Below are 25155 nucleotides of genomic sequence, written 5' to 3'. Positions count from 1 at the left end.
CACCGGTGCCGCGCGCGGCACCGCAGGGTGCGGGGCCGTGGCAGAGCGGGCGATTGCGGAGCCGGGCCGAGGAGGTCCCCGAGGCCCGGGGAGAGGGAGCGGCCGCCGGACCTGGCGGTGCGCTCGCGCGGGTTCGAATCCCGTCGGCCCCGCACCCGTCCCGTACGGCCCGGATCAGCGCGCGGCGGAGCCCGCGAGGAGCCGCAGGAAGTCCCGGAAGGCGCCCGGCATGTCCACCGCGGCCGGGTCCAGGAGCCACTGGTACTGGAGTCCGTCCATCACCGCGGTGAGCAGCGGGGCCGCCCGCTCCGGGGTGAGGCCGCCCGGCAGCCGCTCGCCGAACTCCAGCCGCAGCACGTCCGTCATGTTGGCGCGCACCTGCGCGTACCGCTCGGTGAAGAACTCCCGGGCCGGGTGCCCGTCCGTGACGCTCTCGCCGAGCAGCGCGGAGAAGGTCTGCACGATCCCGGGCCGCATCGCGTTGTACTCCACCAGCGAGTCCAGCAGGTCGAGCCGCCAGCCCTCGCGGTCCCGGCCGCCGCTGGTGTCCCAGCGGTCGCGCTCCTCAAGGACGGCGACGAGCAGGGCCTCCTTGGTGGGGAAGTAGTGCAGCAGACCCTGCTGGGTCAGGCCGACGCGCTCGGCGACGGAGCCGAGCGTGGCGCCCCGGTAGCCGCGCTCCGCGATCACCTCCAGGGCCGCGCGCAGGATCTCCGCGCGGCGCTCCTCGCTCCTGGTCCGTGCCATCGGCCGGCCCCCTTTCCGCAGGTCCCTGTCGACAGGACCGTACGCCATGGTCAAGATAACGAACAGATCACATCACCTACCGATCTACAGGTAGGCGGGTTCATGATGGCCGCACCAGCACTTCAACGCGGAGGTACGGACGTGAACGAGGACGCCGTGCGCGAGGCAGCCGTCGAGGCCGCGCTCGCCCAGCTCGACCTGGACACCAAGACCCGGCTGCTCGGCGGCCAGGACATGTGGTCCCTGCCCGCCCTGCCGGAGATCGGCCTCGCCTCGCTCGTGATGTCCGACGGCCCCGTCGGCGTCCGCGGCGTCCGCTGGACCGCCGACGACCCGTCCGTCGCGCTGCCGTCCCCGACCGCGCTCGCCGCCGCCTGGGACCCCGCCCTCGCCCGCCGGGCCGGCCGGCTCCTCGCCCAGGAGGCCCGCCGCAAGGGCGTCCACGTCCTCCTCGCCCCCACGGTCAACCTCCACCGCACCCCGCTCGGCGGCCGCCACTTCGAGGCGTACAGCGAGGACCCGTACCTCACCGGCGCCATCGGCACCGGCTACGTCCAGGGCGTCCAGGACGGCGGCGTCGGCACCACCGTCAAACACTTCGTCGCCAACGACGCCGAGACCGACCGCTTCACCGTCGACAACACGATCGCCCCGCGCCCGCTCCGCGAGCTCTACCTCGCCCCCTTCGAGGCGATCGTCACCGACGCCCGCCCCTGGGGCGTCATGACCGCCTACAACCAGGTCAACGGCGTGACGATGACCGAGCACCGCCACCTCGTCGAGGACGTCCTGCGCGGCGAGTGGGGCTTCGACGGCGTCAACGTCTCCGACTGGATGGCCGCCCGCTCCACCACCGGCGACATCACCGGCGGCCTCGACGTCGCCATGCCCGGCCCCGTCACCGTCTACGGCGAGCACCTCGCCACCGCCGTCCGGGCCGGCGAGGTCGAGGAGTCCGCCGTCGACGCCGCCGTCCGGAACGTGCTGCGGCTCGCCGCCCGCGTCGGCGCCCTCGAAGGAGCCCCCGCCGCCGTCACCGCACACCCCGACGTCATCGACGGCGACGCCCTCGCCCGCGAGATCGCCCGCCGCGGCTTCGTCCTCGTCCGCAACGAGCGCCGGGCCCTCCCCCTCGCGGCCGGGACGACCGTCGCCCTCTCCGGCGCCGCCGCCCGCGACGCCCGCGTCCTCGGCGGCGGCTCCGCCCAGGTCTTCCCCGAGCACGTCGTCTCCCCGCTCGACGGCCTCGCCGCCGCCCTGCCCGACGGTGCCCTCAGCTACGTGGTCGGCGCCGACCCCAGCGACGAACTCGCCCCCGCCGACCAGGGCTTCACCCTCCGCGCGGTCTGCCGCGACGCCGACGGGAACGTCCTCGGCGAAGGCACCCTCCCCAACGGCCAGGTCCAGTGGATCGGCGACGACCTCCCGGCCGGCGTCACCCACGACGCCCTCGCCTCCATCGAGGTCACCGGCGCCTTCACCCCCCGCGAGTCCGGCGCCCACGCCTTCGGCACCCGCGGCCTCGGCGCCTTCGCCCTCACCGTCGCCGGACGCGAACTCTTCGACGGCGTCCAGGAGATGGGCCCCGAGACCGACCCCTTCGAAGCCTTCTTCGGCTCCCCGGTCGAACGCGGCACCGTCGAGCTCACCGCCGGCGAGACCGTCGAGGTCTCCCTCCGGCACACCCTCGCCAAGGAGTTCGCCGCCCCGCTCCCCGCGGTCATGTTCTCCTTCGTCCACCTCGGTCCCCGCCGTGACCCCGACGAACTGATCGCCGAAGCCGTCGAGGCGGCCCGCGCCGCCGACACCGCCGTCGTGGTCGTCGCCACCACCGAACGCGTCGAGTCCGAGGGCTTCGACCGCAAGGACCTCGCCCTCCCCGGCCGCCAGGACGACCTCGTCCGCGCCGTCGCCGCCGTCAACCCGAACACGGTCGTCGTCGTCAACGCCGGCTCACCGGTCGAACTGCCGTGGCGCGACGAGGTCGCCGCGATCCTGCTCGGCTGGTTCCCCGGCCAGGAGGGCGGCGCCGCCCTCGCCGACGTCCTCACCGGCGCCGAGGAGCCCGGCGGCCGCCTCCCCACCACCTGGCCCGCCGCCCTCGCCGACGCCCCCGTCACCGAGGTCACCCCCACCGGCGGCGTACTCGACTACACCGAGGGCCTGTTCATCGGCTACCGCGCCTGGGACAGGACCGGCGCCGTCCCCGCGTACGCCTTCGGCCACGGCCTCGGCTACACCACCTGGTCGTACGACGCCCTGGAGGCCACGGCCGAATCGGTCACCGTCCGCCTCACCAACACCGGCGACCGGCCCGGCCGCGAGACCGTCCAGATCTACCTCGCGCCCCTCGACGACACCGTCGAGCGCCCCGCCCGCCGGCTCGCCGCCTTCGCCGGCGTCGAGGCCGCGCCCGGCGAGACCGCCGAGGCCGTGATCGCGCTCCCGCGCCGCGCCTTCGAGATCTGGGACGAGGAGAAGAACGCCTGGACCCTCGTCCCCGGCCGCTACGAACTCCACGCCGCCCACGCACTGGACGACACCCGCCTCGTCACCACCGTGGAGCCGTAGAGCACCCCGCGACCGGCCCCGGGGCGGACCTGACGCCCGCCCCGGGGCCTACTTCTCCGTGATCCGCCGGTACGCCAGCTCCGCCAGCCGCGCCTGCCCGTCGCGGCTCGGATGGAACCAGTCCCAGGTGCTCAGCAGCGACTCGTCGAAGCGGAAACCGAACACCGCCCCGCCGTCGTACCGGCAGAGCTCGTCCGCGGCGCAGACCTCCGCGAGGACCTCGTTGTACGCCACCACCCGGTCGCGCACCTTCGTCCGCCGCTCCTCCGCCGCCGCCCCCAGGTCCTCCGGGTCCGCCAGCATCGCACCGCAGACACCCAGCTCCCAGACCCGCCGCACCAGCGGGCTCGTCCGGCCGGTGTCCCACAGCCGCCGCAGGTCGGGCACGCTCGCCACGTACACCTGCGCCTCGGGGGCGTCCTTCCGCAGCCGGGCCATCGCCGTCTCGAACGACCGGCGGAAATCCGCCACCGGCGTCATCCCCGCCGGGGTGGGCCGGCAGGCGTCGTTGGCGCCGATCATCACCGTGACCAGGCCGGGCCGTTCGGCCGCGGCCCGCGCCATCTGCTCCGGCAGCGCCGCCGCCCTGGCCCCGCTGCGGGCCAGGTTCCAGCTGTTCCCGGCCACCCGCCCGGTGCCGAGCAGCCGCAGCGCCAGACTGTTCACCGCCGGGTCCGTGCCGGTCGCCCAGGACGCCTCCGGGCAGTCCGCGAGGAGCGAGCAGGCGTCGAAGGCCCGGGTGATGGAGTCGCCGACGGCGGCGACGGACGCGGGGGAGACATCCCACCGCGAGGCCGGCGACGGCGACGGCGACGGGGCGGACGCCGTCGCGGAGGCGGCCGGCGCGGCCGCCGGGTCGCCCGTGCACCCCGCGAGCGCGGCCACCGCGAGCACGGCGCCCACGACGGCGGTACGGAATCGGCGTCGGCCGTACGGCACGGCCCCCTCCTTCGCGCTGCTGGCCTCCTGGCGGGTGAAAGCTTCGTGTCCACCCGCCCCCGGACCGACCGTACGTCACCCCGATGACGGTGCGGCACGGTAGCTTTTCCCCCGTCGAACCAGCGGCGCGCCCGCGCCGACCGGCTCCGGTAAATTACATCACGTCACATGCTGTCCCTTTTCAGAAGGTTTGCGGAGTTCTTCGCCTGATGCTGATTACCGAGGCCGCTGGGAAGGCGAACCTCGTCCCACACTGGAGGTCCCGGTGACGACACGTGGAGTCCTGTACGTACACTCCGCACCGCGCGCGCTCTGCCCGCACGTCGAATGGGCGGTGGGGGGTGTCCTCGGTGCGCGGGTCCAGCTCGACTGGATCCGCCAGCCCGCGGCTCCCGGCACCTGGAGAGCCGAGTTCTCCTGGCAGGGCGAGACCGGCACCGCCTCGAAACTCGCCTCCGCCCTGCGCGGCTGGCAGATGCTCCGCTTCGAGGTGACCGCCGAGCCCTGTCCGACGGCCGAGGGCGAGCGCTACAGCGCCACCCCCGACCTGGGCATCTTCCACGCCGTCACCGGCATGCACGGCGACATCCTCGTCCCCGAGGACCGGCTCCGCGCCGCCCTCGCCCGCGCCGCGCAGGGCGAGACCGTCCTGGAGGCCGAGATCGCCAGGCTCCTCGGCAAGCCCTGGGACGACGAGCTGGAGCCCTTCCGCTACGCGGGAGAGGGCGCCCCGGTCCGCTGGCTTCACCAGGTCGTCTGAGGCCGTTCACCCGGGCGCGCTAGTTTCCCGCCACTGGGCGCGCAGGGGGCGCGCGGGGCGGGGGAACGGCATGACGGGTCTGCGCAGAACGGCCGGGGCGGTCGCCGTCACGCTGGGGTCGGCGGCCCTCGGCTCGGCACTGGTGCTGCTGGCGGGCCTCGTCTACCAGCTGGTGGACGGGGACGTGACCGGTGGCCTGGTGGCGTGGACCCTCGGTCTGGTGGTCGTCGCGGCCCTGTTCTTCGGCGTCTTCGGCGGCACTCTCCCGGACGACGCGACGCCGCGGCCGGCCACGGAGGCGGAGACGGCCGCGGAGAGGACGGGCGACCCGGCGGCCGGTGACGGCGCCGGTGACGTGGCCGACGGGCCGGACGGTGGTCCCGGCAAGGGGCCGGACGGCGGATCGGACAGCGGATCGGACGGCGGATCGGACGGGGACTGGTACGACGCGCTCGTCTTCGGGCTCGTGGTGCTCGGGCTCGTCGCCGGAGGCCCCTTCGGCATCGCCGGCTACGAGGCGCTGCGGCCGGCGGCCGGGACGGTCTCCGCGCCGGCCGCCCCCGGAGCCCCGTCGCCCTCGGCCCCTCCCTCCGCCTCCGCCCCGGTTCCCGCCCCGGCCTCCGCTGCGCCCTCGGCCTCGGCCTCGGCTTCCGCCTCCACCCCCGCCGTGCCCCGGGAGCCCGGCGAGGCGGCGGTCGCCTGGACGGTGCGGCCGGCCGGAGGCCCGTACGACACGGCGCCCGGCGCCTGGGGGGCCGGGGACGCCGTCGTCCACGTCCGGACCGACGGCCTGACGGCCTACGCCGCCCGCGACGGGGCCGTCCGCTGGAACGTTCCGGCCCCCCGCCGCGAGGCGGTGTGCGCCATGAGCGAGGACACCGGCGGGAAGATCGGGCTCGTCGCCTTCGGGCGGCACGAGAAGCCCTGCGCCACCCTCCTGGCGGTCCACACCTCGACCGGCAAGGTGCTGTGGCGGCAGCGGACGGGCGGCACGGGGGTCGCCCCGTACGGCCTCGCGGTCGCCGGGAGCACGGCCGTCGCCGCGGAGGACCGGGCGGTGCGCGGCCGGTCCGCCGAGTCCGGTGAGGAGCGCTGGCGGCGGCCGCTGGGCCGGGGCTGCGCGATCCGGGCGCTCGGCGCCGACGAGGACCGCGCGCTCCTCGTGGAACAGTGCGGCACCGGCGCGCGGCTCGTCGCGCTGGAGACCCGTACCGGTGAGGAGCGGTGGACCCGGCCCCTGCCCGTCGAGTCGCGGGCCGCCGCCGCGGTGGTCTCGGCGACTCCGCCGGTCGTGGCCGTGAACGAGGAGGACCCGCGCGGCACCAACGCGGTGCTCGCCTTCGACGAGCGCGGCACGCCCACGGCGACCGTGCCGGTCTTCGGTCCGGCCGGGACGCTCGTCGTGCCCGAACAGGTGGCGGAGACCGGCCAGAGCGGTCGCGCCGTCGTGGCCGGCGGCCGGCTGGTCGTCCTCGCCGCCGAGGGATCCTCCCGGGCCCGCAAGGTGGTCGCCCTCTCCCTGGAGGACGGCCGCCCGGCGTGGGAGCACGCGCCCGAGGGCTCGGGCGTCGAGGCGCTCGCCCCGGAGGCGGACGGCCGTGTCGCCGTCCTCTTCGCCCACCGGGGCACGGACATCGCCCTGCTCGACGCCGTCACGGGAGCCCCCCGCGGCGGAACGGTCACCGAGGACCCCGCGGCGATCGTCTCCGGCGACCCGGTCCTGCTCCCCGTCGACGGCGCCCACGTCGTCGTCGGCCGAAGGGCCTCCGCCCCCCACCCGGCGCTCTTCGCGCTGCCCCTCCGCTGACAGACGCGGGAGGCCCGCCCCGAACCCGGGGCGGGCCTCCCGCGTGTGACGCGGATCAGACGGTGCGGAACGCCAGGACGACGTTGTGGCCGCCGAAACCGAAGGAGTTGTTCACCGCGGCGATCGTGCCCTGGGGCAGGACGCGGGGCTCGCCGCGGACGATGTCGGCCTCGACCTCGGGGTCCAGGTCGTCGACGTTGATGGTCGGCGGGGCCAGACGGTGGTGGAGCGCCAGGACCGTCGCGACGGTCTCGATGCCGCCCGCGCCGCCCAGGAGGTGACCGGTCATCGACTTCGTCGCGGAGACCGCCACGTGGTCGAGGTCGTCGCCGAAGACCTTCCGCAGCGCCTTGATCTCGGCGACGTCGCCCTGCGGCGTCGACGTGGCGTGCGCGTTGAGGTGCACGACCTCGGACGGCTTCAGGTCGGTGGAGTCCAGCAGGTGCTGGAGCGCGGCGGCGATGCCCCGGCCGGTCGGCTCGGGCTGCGCGATGTGGTGGCTGTCGGCCGACAGGCCCTGGCCGAGCGCCTCGCAGTAGATCTTCGCGCCGCGGGCCCTGGCGTGCTCCTCGGACTCGAGGATCACGACGCCGGCGCCCTCGCCGAGCACGAAGCCGTCGCGCGCGGTGTCGTAGGGGCGCGATGCCTTCGTCGGCTCGTCGTTGCTCTTGGACATCGCCATCATGTTGGCGAAGGCGGCGATCGGCAGCGGGTGGATCGCGGCCTCGGTGCCACCGGCGACGACCACGTCGGCACGGCCGCTGCGGATCATCTCGATGGCGTAGCCGATCGCCTCGGCGCCCGACGCGCAGGCGGAGACCGGGGTGTGGACGCCGGCGCGGGCGTTCACCTCCAGGCCCACGTTGGCGGAGGGGCTGTTCGGCATCAGCATGGGCACGGTGTGCGGGGAGACGCGGCGGACGCCCTTCTCCTTCAGCACGTCGTACTGGTCGAGCAGGGTGGTGACACCGCCGATGCCGGAGGCGATGACGGAACCGAGCCGCTCGGGGGCGATGCTCGCGTCCTCACCGGCCGGGGCGGTGTAGCCCGCGTCGGCCCACGCCTCGCGGGCCGCGATCAGCGCGAACTGCGCCGAGCGGTCCAGCTTGCGGGCGAGCGGGCGGGGCAGGACGTCGCCCGGGTCCACCGCCGCGGACGCGGCGATCTGGACGGGCAGTTCGGCGAAACGCTCGCCCTCCAGGGGCCGGACGCCGGAGCGTCCCGCAAGCAGACCTTCCCAGGTCGATGCGGAGTCGCCACCCAGCGGTGTGGTTGCGCCGATACCGGTGACGACCACGGTGCGATTGGTCGAGCTCACAGGAATTCGTTCTCCATGTGTGTGATGGTCGAAAGACGGCGCCACCGCCGGGTGGCTGGCCGGGTCAGCGGGGGCCGGTTCAGCCCTTCGAGATGCCGCCGTCCTGGTGGGACAGGATGTAGGAGACGGCGTCGCCCACGGTCTTGAGGTTCTTGACGTCCTCGTCGGGGATCTTGACGTCGAAGCGCTCCTCGGCGGCGACGACGACCTCGACCATGGACAGGGAGTCGACGTCCAGGTCGTCGGTGAAGGACTTGTCCAGCTGGACGTCCTCGACCGGGATGCCGGCGATCTCGTTCACGATCTCCGCGAGACCTTCGACGAGCTGCTCCTGGGTGAAGGCCATGGTGGCGCTCCTTCTGTGGTTGCTTCGGTGGGTTGGCGTCCGGGAGATCCCGGTCGCCTAGGGGAGAGTAACGACCGTCGCGGCGAACACGAGACCCGCCCCGAAGCCGATGACGAGCGCGGTGTCGCCGCTCTTCGCCTGTCCGGTCGCCAGGAGCCGCTCCATCGCGAGCGGGATCGAGGCGGCCGAGGTGTTGCCGGTGGTCTCGACGTCACGGGCGACCGTGACGTGCTCCGGCAGCTTCAGGGTCTTCACCATCGAGTCGATGATCCGCATGTTGGCCTGGTGCGGGATGAAGACGTCCAGGTCGTCCGCCGTGATGCCGGCGGCGTCGAGCGCCTGCTGGGCGACCTTGGCCATCTCGAAGACGGCCCAGCGGAAGACCGCCTGGCCCTCCTGCGTGATGGCCGGGAACTTGATCTCGCCCGCCTCGTTGAGGGGGAGGTTCGACACGTCGCCGACGTGGAACTCGTTCCACGGCACGGTCTGCTTGATCGTCTCCGACTTGTCGCCCTCGGAACCCCAGACGGTGGGGCCGATGTGCGGCACGTCGGAGGGGCCGACCACGACCGCGCCGGCGCCGTCGCCGAACAGGAAGGCCGTCGCGCGGTCCTCCAGGTCCGTCAGGTCGCTCAGCCGCTCCACGCCGATCACGAGGACGTACTCGGCCGAACCCTCGACGATCATGCCCTTGGCGAGGGTCAGGCCGTAGCCGAACCCCGCGCAGCCGGCGGAGATGTCGAACGCGGCCGGCTTCCCGGCCCCGATCTTGTCGGCGATCTCGGTGGCCACGGCCGGGGTCTGCTTGAAGTGCGAGACGGTGGAGACGACGACGGCGCCGATCTGCTCCGGGACGATGCCGGCCTCGGCGATCGCCTTGCCGGACGCCTCCACCGACATGGCGGTGACGGTCTCCTCGGGGGAGGCCCAGTGGCGCGTGGCGATACCCGAGCGCGAACGGATCCACTCGTCGGACGAGTCGATCTTCTCGAGGATCACCTCGTTCGGCACGACCCGGGACGGGCGGTAGCCGCCGACACCCATGATCCGCGCGTACGGGGCGCCCTTGCTGGGCTTGATCTTCGACATGCTTCTCGACACTCCTCGTCAGACGGCCGTGTGCTCGGCGACGAGCGTACGGGCCGCGTCCAGGTCGTCGGGAGTCTTCAGGGCCACCGTGGCCACGCCCGGCAGCGCGCGCTTGGCGATGCCGGTGAGGGTGCCGCCGGGGCACACCTCGATCAGCGCGGTCGCGCCGAGCGCCTGGAAGGTCTCCATGCACAGGTCCCAGCGGACCGGGTTGGCGACCTGGCCGACCAGGCGCGCGAGGACCTCGGCACCGGTGGCGACGGTCCGCCCGTCCTTGTTGGAGACGTACGGCAGGGCCGGGTCGGCCGGGGACAGCGCCTGGGCGGCCTGCTCCAGGGTGGCGACCGCGGGGGCCATGTGGTGCGTGTGGAAGGCGCCGGCGACCTTGAGCGGGACGACCCGGCGGACGCCCTCGGGCTTGTCCGCCTCCAGGGCGGCCAGCTGCTCCAGCGTGCCGGCGGCCACGATCTGGCCCGCGCCGTTCACGTTGGCCGCGGTCAGGCCGAGCTTCTCCAGGTGCGGGACGGTCACCTCGGGGTCGCCGCCGAGCAGCGCCGACATGCCGGTCGGGGCGATCGCGGCGGCGTCGGCCATCGCGAGACCGCGGGTGCGGACCAGCTTCAGGGCCGCGGTGTCGTCGAGGACGCCCGCGAAGGCGGCGGCGGTGAACTCGCCGACGCTGTGGCCGGCGACGGCGCCGGGGGCCACGTCGCCGAGGGCGGCGGCCGAGAGCAGACCGGCCGCGACGAGCAGCGGCTGGGCCACGGCGGTGTCACGGATCTCGTCCGCGTCCGCCTTCGTGCCGTAGTGGACGAGGTCGAGTCCGATGGCGTCCGACCAGGCAGCGAGGCGGTCGGCGGCGCCGGGGAGTTCGAGCCAGGGAGTCAGGAAGCCGGGCGTCTGGGCGCCTTGGCCGGGAGCGACGAGTACGAGCACCCTCACACTCTCTCTTGGGGACGGCGTCCGGCGCCCGTGGGGACTAGGACGAAGAACCGTCGGGGTAATTGTTGGTGTTCGACAAAAGTCTAGGACTGCCCGTCCGCGTCGGCCAAGCGCCCGAGGATCAGGGCGATCCGCAGGGTGAACGCGGATCGGACGTCGGAGGGTGACCAGCCGGTGACGTCGGTCACACGTCGGAGCCGGTAGCGCACGGTGTTCGGGTGGACGAAGAGCATCCTCGCCGCGCCTTCGAGACTGCTGGCCTGTTCCAGATAGACACTCAGAGTTTCCAGCAGCGCCGAGCCCGCTTCTTCGAGCGGTCTGTAGATCTCCTCCACCAGCTGCTCGCGGGCCGACGGGTCGGAGGCGATGGCGCGCTCCGGAAGCAGATCGTCCGCGAGCACCGGCCGGGGCGCGTCCTGCCAGGCCGTGCACGCCTTGAGGCCGGCCGCGGCCGCCTGCGCGGACCGGGTCGCCGCCAGCAGGTCGGGCACCACGGGACCGGCCACGACCGGGCCCGGCGCGTACGGCCCGATCAGCGCCTTCGCCACACCGAGCGGATTGTCGGAGCCGCCCGCGATCACCACCAGCCGGTCGCCGAGCACCCCCGTGAGGACCTGCAGCTTGGCGTGGCGGGCCGCCCGCCGGATCGCCTCCACGGTGAGCTCGCTGTCGCCGTCCGGGGCGGTGCCGAGCAGCACGCACACGTGGTCCGGCGAGTTCCAGCCCAGCGCGGCGGCCCGGGACACGGCGCCCTCGTCGGCCTCGCCGGACAGCACCGCGTTCACGACCAGCGACTCCAGGCGGGCGTCCCAGGCGCCGCGCGCCTCCGCCGCCTGCGCGTACACCTGGGCCGTCGCGAAGGCGATCTCCCGGGCGTAGACGAGCAGCGCCTCGCGCAGCACCGACTCGTCGCCGGGCGCCGCGACGTCCTCGATCGCGACCTCCATGACCTCGATCGTCGTCCGGACCATCTCCACGGTCTGCCGGAGCGTGATCGCGCGGGTCAGCTCGCGCGGCGCCGTGCCGAAGACGTCGGTCGAGATCGCCTGAGGGGTCTCGGGATGCCGGAACCACTCCGTGAAGGCGGCGATGCCCGCCTGCGCGACCAGTCCGATCCACGAGCGGTTCTCGGGCGGCATCGCCCGGTACCACGGCAGCGTCTCGTCCATGCGGGCGATGGCGTTCGCGGCGAGCCGCCCGGAGGACTGTTCGAGGCGCTTCAGGGTCGCGGCGTGGCGATGGGCGGCGTTCGTGGGTTCAGACACGGGGACAAGACTGCCTCATCCGGGCGCCGACGTGCGGGGTCGGGGCGGTTTCGTCCCCGCCGGTCCCGCTACCGTACGCAGGGTGATCCGCATCCAGCGCGCCGGCGACCGGTACCCGGGCGGCGACCCCGAGGCCGGTGTCGAGACCCGGCACGCCCTGTCCTTCGGGCCGTACTACGACCCCGACAACCTCCGCTTCGGCCCGCTCCTCGCCGTCAACGAGGAGCGCCTGGCCCCCGGCGCGGGCTTCGACGAGCACCCGCACTCCCACACGGAGATCGTCACGTGGGTGGTCGAGGGCGAGCTCACCCACCGCGACACCACCGGCCACGAGACGGTCGTCCGCCCCGGCGACCTCCAGCACCTCAGCGCCGCGGCCGGCGTCCGCCACGTCGAGCGCAACGCCGGCGACGCCCCCCTGGCCTTCGTCCAGATGTGGCTGGCCCCGCGCGAGACCGGCGGGGAGCCCTCGTACACCCTCGTCCGCGGTCTGGCGGGCCGGTACGAGCTGCCGGCGGCGGACGCCGTCCTCCACGTCCACCGCCTCGCGCCCGGCGAGGAGGCCGGGCTCCCGCGGGCCCGGACGCTCTACGTCCACGTGACCCGGGGCACGGTCGCCCTGGCGGGCGAGGAGCTGGCGAGCGGCGACGCGGCACGCGTCACGGACGCGGCGGGGCTGACGCTCGGGGCGACGGCCGCCGCGGAGGCACTGGTCTGGGAGTCGGGCGCTTGACGCCCTTCAGTCCAGGGCGCTCTTCGCCTTCCAGGCCGTCCAGGACAGGTTCCACGCCCCGTACCCGTTGCCCTCGGCCACGACGCCCTTGGTGTCGCCGCCCTTGATCTCGAACGGGTCCCCGACGTTCACGCTCGCGTAGAACGAGGCCGCGTCGGCGGTGCTCATCCCGATGCACCCCGAACTGGCGTTGGCGCGGCCGAAGTTCCCCGCGTTCCACGGAGCCGCGTGCGCGTACATGCCCGACCAGGTCAGCCGCATCGAGTAGTCGACCATCTTGTCGTAGGCGTCGCCGAGCCCGACCGTCTCCGAGTTCATGTTGATCGTGCCCTCCTTCGCCATCAGGACGGCCGTCCCCCGCCAGGACCGCTTGTCGCCGCCGGGCGTCCCGCCCGAGACGGGGATCGTCCGGACCGCCCGGCCGTCCTTCACCAGGGTCAGCCGCTTCGTGTCCAGGTCCACCTTCACCACCTGCGACGCGCCGATCGTGAACCCGGTCCGGTAGTCGCGGACGAACCAGCCGTCGCCCGAGTCCGTCCCGTTCAGGTCCGCCTCCAGCGTGACCTTCGTCCCCGGCTTCCAGTACTCCCGGGGCCGCCAGTCCACCCGGTCCCGGCCGGAGTGGTCGGTCACCCAGCCCCACGAGCCCTCGGTGCGGTTCGAGGTGGTGACCTTCAGCTGCCGCTCCACGTCGGCCTTCCTCGTCACCGGCCGGTCGAAGACGATCGACAGCGGCTGCCCGACGCCGACCGTGGTGTTCTTCCCCGGCGCCAGCGTCAGCTTGTTGACCCGCTCGGCCTCCGGCGTGGTGAAGGTCGACCGGCTCGTCGTCTCCTTCCCGCCGGCGGTACGGGTGACGGCCTCGACCGTGTACGAGGTGCCCGGCGCCGCCTTCCGGTCCGAGGTCCAGCGGGCCCCGCCCGCGGCGGACTTCCCGGCCAGCCGTCCGCCCTCCGCGTCCGTGACCGTCACCGACGAGAACGTCCCGCCGGCCGCCGTCACCGTGACCGGCTTGCCGGCCGCCCGGTCCACGACGGTCACCTTCGCGGGCGGCCCGTCCTGCGCGGCCCCCCGCGAGGGGGCGGTCGAGGAGCCCGGGCCGCTCGCGGCCTGGGCCGTGCACGCGGTGAGGGAGACGGCGAGGGCGACGGCGGCAAGAGCGGGCCTGGACGTGCGTATCGGCGGCACGGAACACCTCCGGAAGAGGAGAGAAAAGGGTGGGATGCCCGGACTCTAGGCCGCTCCCACCGGCCTCCGCCCGGCTCGGGGCCCATGTGACGAGGGCTGATGAAGAACGGTCATCGTCCCGTCACACACGCCGCGCGGACCCGTCTCATCCGGCTGTGAGCCTGCTGTGCGCCGCGCCACCGAGGGGCGGACGAACCAAGGAGGCTCCCGTTGTGTCAGCGCTGCTCGTGACGCCCGCGCCCGTGAAGCGCCGTGCCGCCGCCGTGCCGCCCGCCGGCCCGCTCCGGCTCGGCCCCGTGACCCCCGAGGTGTACCGCGCCTTCCTCGCGTCCCGCTCCACGGGCGCGGACGGCCCCAGCTTCCTCCAACTCCCCGCCTGGGCGCAGGTGAAGGACGGCTGGAGCCACCAGCTCATCGGCTGGGGACCGGAGTCGGGGCAGCTCACCGGCGTCGCCCTCGTCCTGCTGCGGACCTTCCCCGGCACCCGCAAGCACTTCGCCTACCTTCCCGAGGGGCCCGTCGCCGACTGGGCCGACCCGGACCTCGACCACTGGCTCGACCCGCTCCTCGCCCATCTGCGGGCCTCCGGCGCCTTCGCCGTCCGCATCGGGCCCGGGCCCGCCCACCGCCGCTGGACCGCCCCCACCGTCAAGGCCGCCGCCGGACCCGGCCGCCGGCTCGGCGACGTCCTCGCCGACGAGGTCGACCCGCTCGGCACCGCCGTCGCCGAACGGCTCCGCGCCCGCGGCTGGAAGCGCTGCGGCGGCGACTCCGAGGACGGCGCCGACGCCCAGCCCCGCCACGTCTTCCAGGTCCCGCTCACCGGCCGCACCCCCGACGACCTCTGGTCCGGCCTCAACCAGGAGTGGCGGCGCAACGTCCGCAAGGCCCGCAAGTCCGGCGTCGAGATCACCGTCGGCTCCGCCGCCGACCTCCCCGAGTTCCACCGGCTGCTGCGCGTCACCGAGGAACGCGACGGCTTCCGCCTCGGCCGCTCCCTCGCCTACTACGAGCGCCAGTACGCCGTCCTCAACGCCGAGCACCCCGGCCGGATGAAGCTCTACCTCGCCCGCCACGAGGGCGAGATCCTCGCCGCCCACACCATGGTCACGGTCGGCCGCCGGGTCTGGTACCAGACCGGCGCCTCCGCCGACCACCGCCGCGAGGTCCGCCCCTCCAACGCCCTGCAGTGGCGGATGCTCCTGGACGCCCAGGCCCTCGGGGCCGACGTCTACGACCTGCGCGGGGTACCCTCCACCCTCGATCCGGACGACCGCGCCCACGGGCTGCTGCGCTGGAAGCTCGGCACGGGCGGACAGGTCGTCGAGACGCTGGGGGAGTGGGAGACACCGATGCACGGCACGACCAACCAGGCGCTGTACCGCGCCTTCCAGGCATACCTGAACCGCCGATGAGCAACGGCACCACCCTCGCACCGCCCGCGCCGACCCGCCGGAAACCCGCCTCCGCGCTCCGCAGCGGCGCCCTCATGGCCGCCGGATCGCTGGTCTCCCGCGCCACCGGCTTCGTCCGCGCCTCCGTCGTCGCCGCCGCCCTCGGCGCGGGCCTGGTCGCCGACGGCTACGCGGTCGGCAACTCCGTCCCCACCATCGTCTACATGCTCCTCCTCGGCGGCGCCCTCAACGCCGTCTTCGTGCCCGAACTGGTCAAGGCGGCCAAGGAGCACGAGGACGGCGGCGCCGCCTACACCGACCGCCTGCTCACCCTCTGCGCGCTCGCCCTCGCCGTGCTCACCGCCGGCGCCGTGCTCGCCGCGCCCCTCGTCGTCGACACGTACACCGACTACACCGGCGGCCAGCGGGACCTCACGATCGCCTTCACGCGCGCGTGCCTCCCGCAGATCCTCTTCCTCGGCCTCTTCACCCTCCTCGGACAGGTCCTCAACGCCCGCGGCCGCTTCGGCGCCATGATGTGGACCCCCGTCCTCAACAACGTCGTGGTCGTCGCCGTCTTCGGCCTCTTCCTCGCCGTCAGCGACGGCGGAGAACTCACCGCGGCGGAGACCACCCTCCTCGGCTGGGGCACCACCGCCGGCATCGCCGCCCAGGCCCTCGCCCTGCTGCCCTCGCTGCGCGCCGCCCGCTTCCGCTTCCGGCCCCGCTTCGACTGGCGCGGCAGCGGCCTCGCCGCCCCGCTGCGCGCCGCCGGCTGGCTGGTGCTGCTGGTCGCCACCAACCAGGCCGCCTACTGGGTCACCACCTGGGCCGCGACCTCGGCCGGCACGGCCGCGTCCGGCGGCGGCGCCGGCCTCGCCGCGTACAACAACGCCTACCTCCTGTGGGCCGTCCCGCACGGCATCGTCACCGTCTCCCTCGTCACCGCCCTCATGCCCCGGATGAGCGGCGCCGCCGCCGACGGGGACCTCGCGGGCGTGCGCCGGGACGTCTCGTACGCGCAGCGCACCACCGCGGCCGGCGTCGTCCCCGCCGCCTGCCTCCTCCTTGCCCTCGCCACCCCGCTGATGAGCGCCGTCTTCGGCCACGGCGCCACCGACGAGGCCGACGTCCGCGCCATGGCCTGGACGCTGACCGCCTTCGCCCCCGGCCTGATCGCCTTCTCCGGCCAGTACGTGTGCACCCGCGCCTTCTACGCGCTCCGCGACACCCGCACCCCCTTCCTGCTCAACCTGGTGATCGCCGGCCTCAACGCGGGCCTCTCGCTGGCCGCGTACCACTGGCTGCCCACCCACTGGACCGTCACCGGCATGGCCGCCGGCTACTCGCTCGCCCTCTGGGCCGGCTGGGGGCTCACCGCGTACGTCCTCCGGCGGCGCCTCCCCGCGGCCGCGGACGGCGGCGACGGTCTCGGCCGGCTGCTGATCGCCGCGATCCCCGCCACCGGATACGGGCTCTTCGTCGCCGACACCACCGCCCCGGCCGGCGCCGTCGTCTCCGGTCTCGCCGGCCTCGCCACGGTCCTCGGCGTCTTCGCCCTCCTCGCCCGGCCGCTGCGCCTCACCGAGGTCTCCGCCCTCCTCGCCACCGTCACCGGCCGCATCGGCCGCCTCACCCGCCGCGCCTGACCGCCCCTCCAGGGGCTCCCCCCGGCGGGGACCTCCACCGACCTTGGGATACTCCACGAATGCCTCGCGTGCTCCTCATCGAAGACGACCCCTCGGTCCGCGAAGGCGTCGAGCTCGGGCTCCGGCGCCGCGGGCACGAGGTGCGCACCGCCGCCACCGGCGAGGCCGGCCTCGCCGCCCTCGCCGAGTTCCGCCCCGACCTGCTGCTGCTCGATCTCATGCTGCCCGGCATGAACGGCGTCCAGGTCTGCCGCCGGGTCCGCGAGACCAGCCAGCTCCCGATCATCATGCTCACCGCCCGCGGCGACGACTTCGACGTGGTCATCGGCCTGGAGGCGGGCGCCGACGACTACATCGTCAAGCCGGCCCGCACCGAGGTCATCGAGGCCCGCATCCGGGCCGTCCTGCGCCGCATCGAGGAGCCCGGCGGCGGCCGGCCCGCGGTCGAGCACCACGGCGCCCTCTCCGTCGACCGGGCCGGCCTCACCGTCGCCAAGAACGGCGAACGGCTCGCCCTCGCCCCCTCCGAGCTCAAGCTGCTGCTCCACCTGACCGCCGCCCCCGAGCAGGTCTTCAGCCGCCAGCAGCTCCTGGAACACGTGTGGGAGCACAACTACCACGGGGACGCCCGCCTGGTGGACGCCTGCGTCCGGCGGCTCCGCTCCAAGATCGAGGACACCCCCGGCGAGCCCCGCTACATCCAGACCCTGCGCGGCTTCGGCTACCGCTTCGGACCGCTGTGAGGGCCTGTGTGCACCCCCGGGAGGAGCCGGGGACCGACCGGGCCGCCCCCGAGGAGGGCGGGTACCCCGCGGACGACGAGCACGGCACCGGGGACGGCGCCCCGCGCCGGGCCCGCGCCTGGATCCGCGGCCGCCGGCCGCGCCCCTTCGGCCTGCGCACCCGCATGGTCTTCGCCTTCCTCCTGGTCGCGGCCGTCGGCTGCGGCACCACCGCCGCCCTCACCTACCGGGCCGCCCGCAGCGCCGTCCTGGAACAGACCCAGAACACCGCCGTCTCCGCCTTCCGCGAGCAGGTCGACGACCTCAACATCTCCCTGCCCCTCGACGAGACCGCGCTGCGCGAGCGCCTCCTGTACATCGCCCGCCTGGGCAAGCCCCGCCCCTGGCGGGTCTACGCCGAGTACGGCACCCTCCGCGTCTCCTCCACCGACCGCCCCACCTCCTCCGTCCTCACCCCGGAGCTCAGGGCCCGCGCCCACGCCCGGGAAGGCACCCCGCACACCGCCTTCCAGCGCGTCGTGAAGGGCGACACCCCCTATCTGACGATGGCCGTCCCCGCCGTCTTCCTCACCGAGAAGGACGGAACCGCCCAGCCCACCGGCCTCGTCGTCTACGCCGTGATGGAACTGGACGAGGAGGAGGCCAACATCGAGGCGATGGTCACCGCGGCCCGCGACGGCGCCCTGCCCGCCCTCGCCATCGCCCTGATACCCGCGCTGATCGCCGCCCGCGGGGTCCTCCGCCCGGTCCGCGAACTCCGCCACGCCGCCCGGAGCATGGGCCGCGGCCGGCTCGACACCCGCATCCACGCCAAGGGCAGCGACGAACTCTCCGACCTGGCACGCACCTTCAACCAGTCCGCCGCCGAACTGGAGCGCTCCGTCACCGAACTGCGCCGCGCCGAGGCCCGCGCCCGCCGCTTCGCCTCCGACGTCTCGCACGAACTGCGCACCCCGCTCGCCGGGATGCTCGCCGTCACCGAGGTGCTCGACGAGGACGCCGGCACCCTGGACAGCGACACCGCCCGTGCCGTCCGGCTGATCAGCGCCGAGACCGTCAAGCTCGCCGTGCTCGTCGAGGACCTGATGGAGATCTCCCGCTTCGACGCCCGCGCCGCCGAGCTCCACACCGACGAGGTCGACGTCGCCGACTGCGTCCGCAAGACCCTCAGCAGCCGGCACTGGACCGACCCGGAGCAGGTCCACGCGGCCCTCGGCGAGGGCATCCGGGCCCGCCTCGACCCCCGCCGCTTCGACGTCGTCGTCGCCAACCTGGTCGGCAACGCCCTGCGGCACGGGCGGGCGCTGGTCACGGTCCGGGTGTACGTGGACGACGACGGCGCCCCCGGAACCCCCGAAGGCCCCGAGGCCCCCGGCGCCTCCGGCGGCACGCTCGTCGTCCAGGTCTCCGACCGCGGCCCCGGCATCCACCCGGACGTCCTGCCGCACGTCTTCGAGCGCTTCTACAAGGCGGACCCGGCCCGTGCCCGCTCGGCCGGCAGCGGCCTCGGCCTGGCGATCACCCAGGAGAACGTGCGGCTGCACGGCGGCACCGTGGAGGCCGGCAACCACCCGGCGGGCGGCGCCGTGTTCACGGTCAGGATCCCGCGGTGAGGCGCCGCCCGCCGCTGCTCGCGCCGGCCGCGCTGCTCGCCGCCGCCCTGCCGCTGCTCGCCGGCTGCGGCATCCAGAACAGCGACGTGGTGGAGGCGGGCGAGGCGCCCGTCGTCGTCGTGCAGCCCGTCCCCGAGAGCCGGATGCTGCTCTACTACCTCGGCCCCGACGGCGAGCTGATGCCGGTCGCCCGGGAGGTCGGCACCCCCTTCGTCCCCCTCCCCGAGCGGACCGTGCCCGGAGGCGAGCGCGAGGAGGTCCCGGACCACGCCGACGGCTCCGGCACCGGCTTCGATCCCGCCGCCGGTCATCCGGACGTCCCCGACGTCGCCACCGTGAAGGTGCTCGCCGCCCTGATCGCCGGCCCCGGCGGCGCCGACCGCGAGGCGGGCCTCACCACCGAGCTTCCCGAGACCCGGGAACTGATCCGGGTCGTGTCGGAGGGGACGGGCGAGATCCGGCTCCGGACGCCCTTCCTCACCCATGAGCTGTCGGAGCGCGCGCTCGCCCAGCTGGTGTGCACGGCCGCCCACGCCGTGGACCGGTCCGGCACGGCCGCGATCACCGTCGAGGGCCCGGACGGCACCCTCCCGGCCGCCACCTGCGAAGTCGCCGGCTCCTGACGTCAGCGGCGCAGGTCGGCGAGGACCGCGTCCGTGAACGGCGTCCACGCCTCGATCGCCCACGGCCCGAAGGCCCGGTCCGTGAGCGCCACGCAGGCCGCCCGCGCGTCCGGGTCGATCCACAGGAAGGTGCCGGACTGGCCGAAGTGGCCGAAGGCGCGCGGCGAGGACGTGGTGCCGGTCCAGTGCGGAGCCTTCCCGTCCCGGATCTCGAAGCCGAGCCCCCAGTCGTTCGGCCGCTGGTGCCCGTATCCGGGCAGGATGCCGGTGAGCCCCGGGTACGTGACCGTCATCGCGTCCAGCACCGTGCGGGCGTCGAGCAGCCGGGGAGCCTGCACCTCGGCCGCGAACCGCACCAGGTCGTCCACGGTCGACACCGCGTCCTTGGCGGGGGAGCCGTCGAGCGACGTGCTCGTCATGCCCAGCGGCTCCAGGACCGCCTGGTGCAGATAGTCGGCGAAGGGGATGTCGGTGGCCTTGGCGACCAGATCGCCCAGGACCTCGAAACCGGTGTTGGAGTAGATCCGGCGGGTGCCCGGGGCGGCCATCACCCGGTTCTCGTCGAAGGCGAGCCCGGACGTGTGGGCCAGCAGATGCCGCACGGTCGCGCCCTCCGGCCCGGCCGGCTCGTCGAGGTCGATCGCGCCCTCCTCGTACGCGACGAGCACCGCGTACGCCGCCAGCGGCTTGGTCACCGACGCGAGCGGGAACCGGTGCCCGGTCGGCCCGTGGCTCCCGGCCACCGTGCCGTCGGCGCGGACCACGGCCGCCGCCGCGGTGGGGACGGGCCAGTTCTCGATCGCCGCCAGGCTCGGCACGCTGCTGCTCTCCATGGGGCCGAGCCTACTTGCTTGGAGTGCACTCCAACGTTTTAGCGTGGAGGCATGAGCGTGATCGAGAGCGTCGAGAGCACGACCGGGCCCGCGCGGAAGGACCGCTACACGATCAGCGAGGTCGCCGCCCTGACCGGGCTCACCGCGCACACGCTGCGCTGGTACGAGCGGATCGGCCTGATGCCGCACGTCGACCGGTCGCACACCGGACAGCGCCGGTTCTCCGAACGGGACCTGGGCTGGCTGGAGTTCGTCGGCAAGCTCCGGCTCACCGGAATGCCGGTCGCGGACATGGTCCGCTACGCGGAGCTGGTCCGCGAGGGCGCCCACACCCACGCGGAGCGCCGGGCCCTCCTGGAGGCCACCCGCCGGGACGTCCTGTCCCGGATCGCCGAGCTCCAGGACACCCTCGCCGTGCTCGACCTCAAGATCGACCACTACGGCACCATCTGCGGAGGCACCCCCTCATGACCGACAGGATCGACACCGTACGCCTCGGCCCCGGCCAGGACGGCCCCGAGACCGGCGTCCAGGGCTTCGGCGCCATGGGCATCAGCGAGTTCTACGGCGACACCGACGAGGCCGCCGCCCGGGACACCCTCGACGCGGCCCTGGAGGCCGGCGTCACCCTGATCGACACCGCCGACATCTACGGCAGCGGGACCAACGAGGAGTTCCTCGCCCCCTTCGTCGCCGCCCACCGCGACGAGATCGTCCTCGCCACCAAGTTCGCCATCGAGCGCGACCCCGAGCGGCCCTCCCACCGCGGCGTCCGCAACGACCGCGCCTACATCCGCCAGGCCGTCGAGGGCAGCCTGCGCCGCCTCGGCGTCGACACCATCGACCTCTACTACATGCACCGGCGCGACCCGTCCGTGCCCCTCGCCGAGTCCGTCGGCGCCATGGCCGAACTCGTCGCCGAGGGCAAGGTGCGCCACCTCGGGCTGAGCGAGGTCACCGGGCCGGAGCTGCGGGAGGCGTTCGCCGTCCACCCGATCACCGCCCTCCAGTCGGAGTGGTCGCTCTTCTCCCGGGACGTCGAGCGCTCCGCCGTGGCCGCCGCCGCCGAGCTCGGCGTCACCTTCGTGCCGTACTCGCCGCTCGGCCGGGGCTTCCTCACCGGCGCCTTCGCCGACGCCGGCAAGGACCTCTCGGACAGCGACTTCCGCCGGTACCAGCCCCGCTTCACCGGCGAGAACGCCGAGCGGAACGCGGCCCTCCTCGACCCGGTCCGCGCCGTCGCCGCCGCCCACGGGGCGACGCCCGCGCAGGTCGCCCTCGCCTGGGTGCAGCGGCGCGCCGACGTCCACGGGCTGACGGTCGTCCCCATCCCCGGCACCCGCAAGCGGTCCCGCCTGGAGGAGAACGCCGCCGCCACCCGCCTCACCCTCACCGACGCCGACCTCGCCGCCCTCGAACCCCTCGCGGGCCTGGTGGCGGGCGACCGCTACCCGGACATGAGCCACACCTCGGCCGCCCGCGAGGTCTGACCCGCGGACCCCGGGCCTCCTCACGCGAGGCCCGGGGCCCGCGAGGTCCGGCCCCGGGCCCCCCGGGCCTCCTCACGCGAGGCCCAGGGCGAAGACCGCGAAGCCCGCCGCGAGCAGGCCCGCGAGGGTGCGGCGGGCCGGCCCGGTGCGCGCCCACGGCGACTCGAAGCCGCGCGCGTACCGCCCGATCAGCACCAGCAGGCCGGCGAAGACCGGCATCCAGGCCAGCCGGGCCAGGATCCAGCCGAGCGAGTCCGGCGCCCCGACGAGGCCGGGCACCTCGCCCAGGTACGAGGCGGGGACCGCCGCCGCGAGCATCGCCGTCTGGTGCCAGCACAGGATCGTCATCGCCGACAGGTTGACCACGACCACCGGGGCCCACAGCGCGGGCCGCCTCAGCAGCCGGCCGAGCCGGTCCCGCAGCAGGATCGCGGCCCCGCTCTGCGCGGCGGCGAGCGCCAGCACCAGCAGTGACGGCGGGTGCGAGTTGGTCCGGGCCTCGCCGGGGACGCCGACCATCGACGCCGGGTAGCCGAAGACGAGCAGCAGCGCGGCGAAGAGCGCCGCCCCGCCGAGCAGCAGCGCCCAGGCGTGCCGGCGGCCCACCCGGCCCTCGCCCCAGGAGACACCGAGCTGGTAGGCGAAGAGCCAGCCCGGCAGGATGTTCAGCAGGCTCAGCCAGGACGGCACGGCGTCCGCGTACGGGCCGTACCGCAGGAAGTCCACCACGGCGACCGAGCCGAGCAGCGGGGCCGCCGCCCACACCCCGAGCCGGCGCGCGGCCCGCACGCACAGCGGGGTCAGCGCCGTCACCACCGTGTACACCCCGACGAACCAGAGCGGCTGGATCACCAGCGTCGACGCCGTCCGCAGGGTGTCCACCGGCACTCCGAGGCCGTGGTGGAGCAGCGGCAGCAGCGCCGCCCACACGGCCGTCACCCCGAGCACCGGGCGGCCGAGCCGGGCGAGCCGCCCGCCGAGCCAGGCCCGGGTGGTGCCGGTCCGCCGCCGGTAGGAGAGGACGGAGGCGTAGCCGCCGACCAGGAAGAAGATCCCCAGCATCTGGAGGATCCAGCTGGCCGGTGCGAGGGCGCCGAAGGTCGCGAGCGGCGAGGCGTTGTGGATCGCGCCGTCGGCGGAGAGCGTGAATCCGCCGAGCAGCCAGTGGCCGGTGGGCACGGCGAGCAGCGCGAGGGCCCGCAGGCCGTCCACGGCGCGGTCGCGGTGGGCGGGGGTGCCGGCCTCGATCTTCCGGACGAGCGTCTTCATCGGACGTCCCCCTCGGCGATCGCGGCGAAGGCGCGCAGCGAGGAGGTGCCGGGCGCGAAGTAGCCGTCGTGGCCGTCCGCGTCCCGCGCGGGCACGGTCCGGGCGCCGAACTCCGGAGCGGTGGGGTCGGTGCCGTGGCCGTAGTCGCCGACGGCCACGTTCGGCACCCGGTCGATCCAGTCCGTCGGGTCCTTCGCGGCCCACACCCGGGCCGTCGTCCGCAGCGCGGCCACGTTCTCCGCCCGCATGCCGGGGGAGCCGAACACCACCAGGTCCTTGGCCTTCAGCCCGTGCGCGGCGAGACCGCAGACCACGGAGCCGTAGCTGTGGCAGAAGAAGGACGGTTCGGCGCGCACCCCGGAGGCCCGCAGCCCCTCCGCGAAGCGGACCAGCCGCTCCGCGCCCGCCTCCGCCAACTCGCCCGAGGCGGCGTCGAGTCCGACGCCGAGCGGGGTGGTGTAGCCGGCCCAGGCGACGACCGCCGTACGCCCGCCGGTCGCCTCCCGCAGGGCGGTGGCCTTCCGGGTGAGGGAGCCCAGGCGCCCGGTGTCGACGTCGGAGCCCGGCACCAGCACCGCGACCCGCTCGGCCGTCGCCAGGTCCCCGTAGACCAGGACCGTCTGGCCCCGGCCCCGGGCGTCGTGCGCCAGGACCCGGGCTCCCGGGTACCGGCCTTCCGCCGTACGGGAGTTGGCCGCGTACCGCAGCTCCAGCGGCGCCCCGTCCAGGTTCCCGACCACCGTCGGGTGCGCCGTCACGAGCCGCCGCCGCTCCGCGGGGCCGAGCCCCGCGAAGATGCGCGCGACCCCGGCCGGGTCCAGCGCCGCCGGGTCCGGCAGGCCCGCCGCCCGCCACTCGGCGGTCCCGGCCGGCGGACCGGTGACCGGAACCTGCGCGGTCCCGGACGCCCAGCCCGCCGTCCCCGCGACGACCGTCGCCACCATGGCGGCGGTCACCAGGGTCCTCGTGATGCGGCGCATGTCCGCCCTCCCTCTCTCGTTGTCGGCGAGAGGAAGGTAGGAAGGCGACGGGTGACGGCACGTCACACCGGGGAGCCAACTCCCGTGCCATACCCGGGTAGGGGGTGGGTGAGGAGCCGGCCCCCGGCCGCCGGTGGGGTTAACCCCCGGGGGTCACCAGGCCCGACTCGTAGGCGAAGACCACCGCCTGGGCGCGATCCCGCAGGTCGAGCTTGGCGAGCACCCGCCCGATGTGGGTCTTGACGGTCTGCTCCGCGAGCACGAGCCGCTCGGCGATCTCCTGGTTGGACAGGCCCCGGGCGATCAGCTCCAGCACCTCGGTCTCACGCGGGGTCAGTCCGTTGAGCCGGAGCGCCGTCACGTCCTTGCGGGCGGCCGGGCGGTGGGCGGCGAAGTCGGCGATGAGCCGGCGGGTCACGGACGGCGCGAGGAGCGCGTCGCCCGCCGCCACGATCCGTACGGCGGCGATCAGGTCGGCCGGCGGCGCGTCCTTGAGCAGGAACCCGGACGCCCCCGCCCGCAGCGCCTCGTACACGTAGTCGTCGACGTCGAAGGTGGTCAGCATCAGCACCTTCGGCCGGTGGGTCACCCCGGCCGGCGGGTGCAGGATCTCCCGGGCCGCCGCCAGCCCGTCCAGCTCCGGCATCCGCACGTCCATCAGCACCACGTCGGGGTGGACGGCCTGCGCCACCTCGATCCCCTGCCGTCCGTCCGGCGCCTCACCGACCACGTCGATGTCGGTCTGCGCGGCCAGCAACGCGGCGAACCCCGCCCGCACCATGGCCTGGTCGTCCACGATGATCACCCGAATGGTCACACGACATCCTCGCTCGTCGATCGTCCCCCTGCACCCGCC

23 protein-coding genes are annotated in these 25155 nt (G+C 74.5%); 11 read left to right on the top strand and 12 right to left on the bottom strand.

Translation table 11 applies throughout. From position 1 onward, the window contains the following. Nucleotides 1-174: 174 nt before the first annotated feature. Nucleotides 175-747 (bottom strand): TetR/AcrR family transcriptional regulator, encoded by a 573-nt coding sequence (locus ACFVU3_RS16450; RefSeq protein ID WP_390066659.1) that lies wholly within the window; start codon nucleotides 745-747, stop codon nucleotides 175-177. Between the two features lie 105 nt (nucleotides 748-852). Here ACFVU3_RS16450 and ACFVU3_RS16445 point away from each other — a divergent pair, with 105 nt between their 5' ends. Continuing rightward, complete coding sequence (locus ACFVU3_RS16445; RefSeq protein WP_390066657.1) at nucleotides 853-3318, top strand: beta-glucosidase; 2466 nt, start codon at nucleotides 853-855, stop codon at nucleotides 3316-3318. Between the two features lie 48 nt (nucleotides 3319-3366). On the opposite strand, the gene ACFVU3_RS16440 is transcribed toward ACFVU3_RS16445, so the two are convergent. Then, the gene (locus ACFVU3_RS16440) at nucleotides 3367-4257 is read right to left on the bottom strand and encodes an SGNH/GDSL hydrolase family protein (RefSeq protein ID WP_390066655.1); all 891 of its coding nucleotides are present in this window, start codon (nucleotides 4255-4257) and stop codon (nucleotides 3367-3369) included. 265 nt (nucleotides 4258-4522) lie between these two features. Here ACFVU3_RS16440 and ACFVU3_RS16435 point away from each other — a divergent pair, with 265 nt between their 5' ends. Then, nucleotides 4523-5017 carry a DUF3145 domain-containing protein gene (locus ACFVU3_RS16435; RefSeq protein ID WP_390066654.1) on the top strand — a complete coding sequence of 165 codons (495 nt, stop codon included), beginning with the start codon at nucleotides 4523-4525 and terminating at the stop codon, nucleotides 5015-5017. Between the two features lie 70 nt (nucleotides 5018-5087). Beyond that, on the top strand, nucleotides 5088-6824 hold the full coding sequence (locus ACFVU3_RS16430) for a PQQ-binding-like beta-propeller repeat protein (protein WP_390066652.1): 1737 nt from the start codon (nucleotides 5088-5090) through the stop codon (nucleotides 6822-6824). Between the two features lie 55 nt (nucleotides 6825-6879). Here the strand turns inward: ACFVU3_RS16430 and fabF are convergent, their stop codons facing one another. From fabF to ACFVU3_RS16405, 5 genes are all read right to left on the bottom strand, one after another. Continuing rightward, nucleotides 6880-8142 (bottom strand): beta-ketoacyl-ACP synthase II, encoded by a 1263-nt coding sequence (fabF, locus tag ACFVU3_RS16425; RefSeq protein WP_390066650.1) that lies wholly within the window; start codon nucleotides 8140-8142, stop codon nucleotides 6880-6882. Nucleotides 8143-8221: 79 nt separating this feature from the next. Then, nucleotides 8222-8488 carry an acyl carrier protein gene (locus tag ACFVU3_RS16420; RefSeq protein ID WP_390066648.1) on the bottom strand — a complete coding sequence of 89 codons (267 nt, stop codon included), beginning with the start codon at nucleotides 8486-8488 and terminating at the stop codon, nucleotides 8222-8224. A gap of 57 nt (nucleotides 8489-8545) precedes the next feature. Then, on the bottom strand, nucleotides 8546-9577 hold the full coding sequence (locus tag ACFVU3_RS16415) for a ketoacyl-ACP synthase III (RefSeq protein ID WP_390066646.1): 1032 nt from the start codon (nucleotides 9575-9577) through the stop codon (nucleotides 8546-8548). 18 nt (nucleotides 9578-9595) lie between these two features. Beyond that, nucleotides 9596-10513 carry an ACP S-malonyltransferase gene (locus ACFVU3_RS16410; RefSeq protein WP_390066644.1) on the bottom strand — a complete coding sequence of 306 codons (918 nt, stop codon included), beginning with the start codon at nucleotides 10511-10513 and terminating at the stop codon, nucleotides 9596-9598. A gap of 89 nt (nucleotides 10514-10602) precedes the next feature. Further along, nucleotides 10603-11784 carry a PucR family transcriptional regulator gene (locus tag ACFVU3_RS16405; protein ID WP_390066642.1) on the bottom strand — a complete coding sequence of 394 codons (1182 nt, stop codon included), beginning with the start codon at nucleotides 11782-11784 and terminating at the stop codon, nucleotides 10603-10605. A gap of 82 nt (nucleotides 11785-11866) precedes the next feature. Between ACFVU3_RS16405 and ACFVU3_RS16400 the strand changes: the two genes are divergently transcribed. Next, entirely contained in the window at nucleotides 11867-12517 is a 651-nt protein-coding gene (locus ACFVU3_RS16400) for a pirin family protein (RefSeq protein WP_390066640.1), read from the top strand. A gap of 6 nt (nucleotides 12518-12523) precedes the next feature. Here ACFVU3_RS16400 and ACFVU3_RS16395 read toward each other — a convergent pair whose 3' ends face one another. Next, nucleotides 12524-13705, bottom strand: coding sequence for an Ig-like domain-containing protein (locus ACFVU3_RS16395; RefSeq protein WP_390066638.1), 1182 nt, complete (start codon nucleotides 13703-13705; stop codon nucleotides 12524-12526). 212 nt (nucleotides 13706-13917) lie between these two features. Between ACFVU3_RS16395 and ACFVU3_RS16390 the strand changes: the two genes are divergently transcribed. From ACFVU3_RS16390 to ACFVU3_RS16370, 5 genes are all read left to right on the top strand, one after another. Beyond that, nucleotides 13918-15120: a lipid II:glycine glycyltransferase FemX gene (locus ACFVU3_RS16390; RefSeq protein ID WP_390066636.1), complete on the top strand. Its 1203-nt coding sequence runs from the start codon at nucleotides 13918-13920 to the stop codon at nucleotides 15118-15120. Beyond that, nucleotides 15117-16748 (top strand): murein biosynthesis integral membrane protein MurJ, encoded by a 1632-nt coding sequence (gene murJ, locus ACFVU3_RS16385; protein WP_390066635.1) that lies wholly within the window; start codon nucleotides 15117-15119, stop codon nucleotides 16746-16748. Before ACFVU3_RS16390 ends, murJ begins: the two co-directional genes overlap by 4 nt. Before the next feature lie 59 nt (nucleotides 16749-16807). Further along, complete coding sequence (locus tag ACFVU3_RS16380; RefSeq protein ID WP_390066633.1) at nucleotides 16808-17491, top strand: response regulator; 684 nt, start codon at nucleotides 16808-16810, stop codon at nucleotides 17489-17491. A gap of 164 nt (nucleotides 17492-17655) precedes the next feature. Then, nucleotides 17656-19104 (top strand): ATP-binding protein, encoded by a 1449-nt coding sequence (locus ACFVU3_RS16375; protein WP_390066923.1) that lies wholly within the window; start codon nucleotides 17656-17658, stop codon nucleotides 19102-19104. Next, nucleotides 19101-19727, top strand: coding sequence for a hypothetical protein (locus ACFVU3_RS16370; RefSeq protein ID WP_390066631.1), 627 nt, complete (start codon nucleotides 19101-19103; stop codon nucleotides 19725-19727). The genes ACFVU3_RS16375 and ACFVU3_RS16370 overlap by 4 nt, the downstream gene beginning before the upstream one ends. A 2-nt stretch (nucleotides 19728-19729) precedes the next feature. On the opposite strand, the gene ACFVU3_RS16365 is transcribed toward ACFVU3_RS16370, so the two are convergent. Then, on the bottom strand, nucleotides 19730-20560 hold the full coding sequence (locus tag ACFVU3_RS16365) for a serine hydrolase domain-containing protein (RefSeq protein WP_390066630.1): 831 nt from the start codon (nucleotides 20558-20560) through the stop codon (nucleotides 19730-19732). A 51-nt stretch (nucleotides 20561-20611) separates the two neighbouring features. Between ACFVU3_RS16365 and ACFVU3_RS16360 the strand changes: the two genes are divergently transcribed. Together ACFVU3_RS16360 and ACFVU3_RS16355 are read left to right on the top strand one after the other, a co-directional pair. Beyond that, nucleotides 20612-21031, top strand: coding sequence for a MerR family transcriptional regulator (locus ACFVU3_RS16360; protein ID WP_390066628.1), 420 nt, complete (start codon nucleotides 20612-20614; stop codon nucleotides 21029-21031). Next, the gene (locus ACFVU3_RS16355; protein WP_390066627.1) at nucleotides 21028-22050 is read left to right on the top strand and encodes an aldo/keto reductase; all 1023 of its coding nucleotides are present in this window, start codon (nucleotides 21028-21030) and stop codon (nucleotides 22048-22050) included. The genes ACFVU3_RS16360 and ACFVU3_RS16355 overlap by 4 nt, the downstream gene beginning before the upstream one ends. Nucleotides 22051-22122: 72 nt before the next feature. Here the strand turns inward: ACFVU3_RS16355 and ACFVU3_RS16350 are convergent, their stop codons facing one another. The 3 genes from ACFVU3_RS16350 to ACFVU3_RS16340 all read right to left on the bottom strand — a co-directional run bounded on the left by ACFVU3_RS16350 (nucleotide 22123) and on the right by ACFVU3_RS16340 (nucleotide 25116). Next, entirely contained in the window at nucleotides 22123-23319 is a 1197-nt protein-coding gene (locus ACFVU3_RS16350; protein ID WP_390066625.1) for an acyltransferase, read from the bottom strand. Next, nucleotides 23316-24299 (bottom strand): alpha/beta hydrolase, encoded by a 984-nt coding sequence (locus tag ACFVU3_RS16345; RefSeq protein WP_390066623.1) that lies wholly within the window; start codon nucleotides 24297-24299, stop codon nucleotides 23316-23318. The genes ACFVU3_RS16350 and ACFVU3_RS16345 overlap by 4 nt, the downstream gene beginning before the upstream one ends. Nucleotides 24300-24438: 139 nt before the next feature. Next, nucleotides 24439-25116, bottom strand: coding sequence for a response regulator (locus ACFVU3_RS16340; protein ID WP_390066621.1), 678 nt, complete (start codon nucleotides 25114-25116; stop codon nucleotides 24439-24441). Nucleotides 25117-25155 lie beyond the last annotated feature (39 nt).

Source organism: Streptomyces sp. NPDC058052 (assembly GCF_042885515.1).
Lineage (GTDB): Bacteria > Actinomycetota > Actinomycetes > Streptomycetales > Streptomycetaceae > Streptomyces.
Note: the sequence above shows the minus strand (reverse complement) of the source record. Positions and strands in the feature narration are given on the sequence as shown.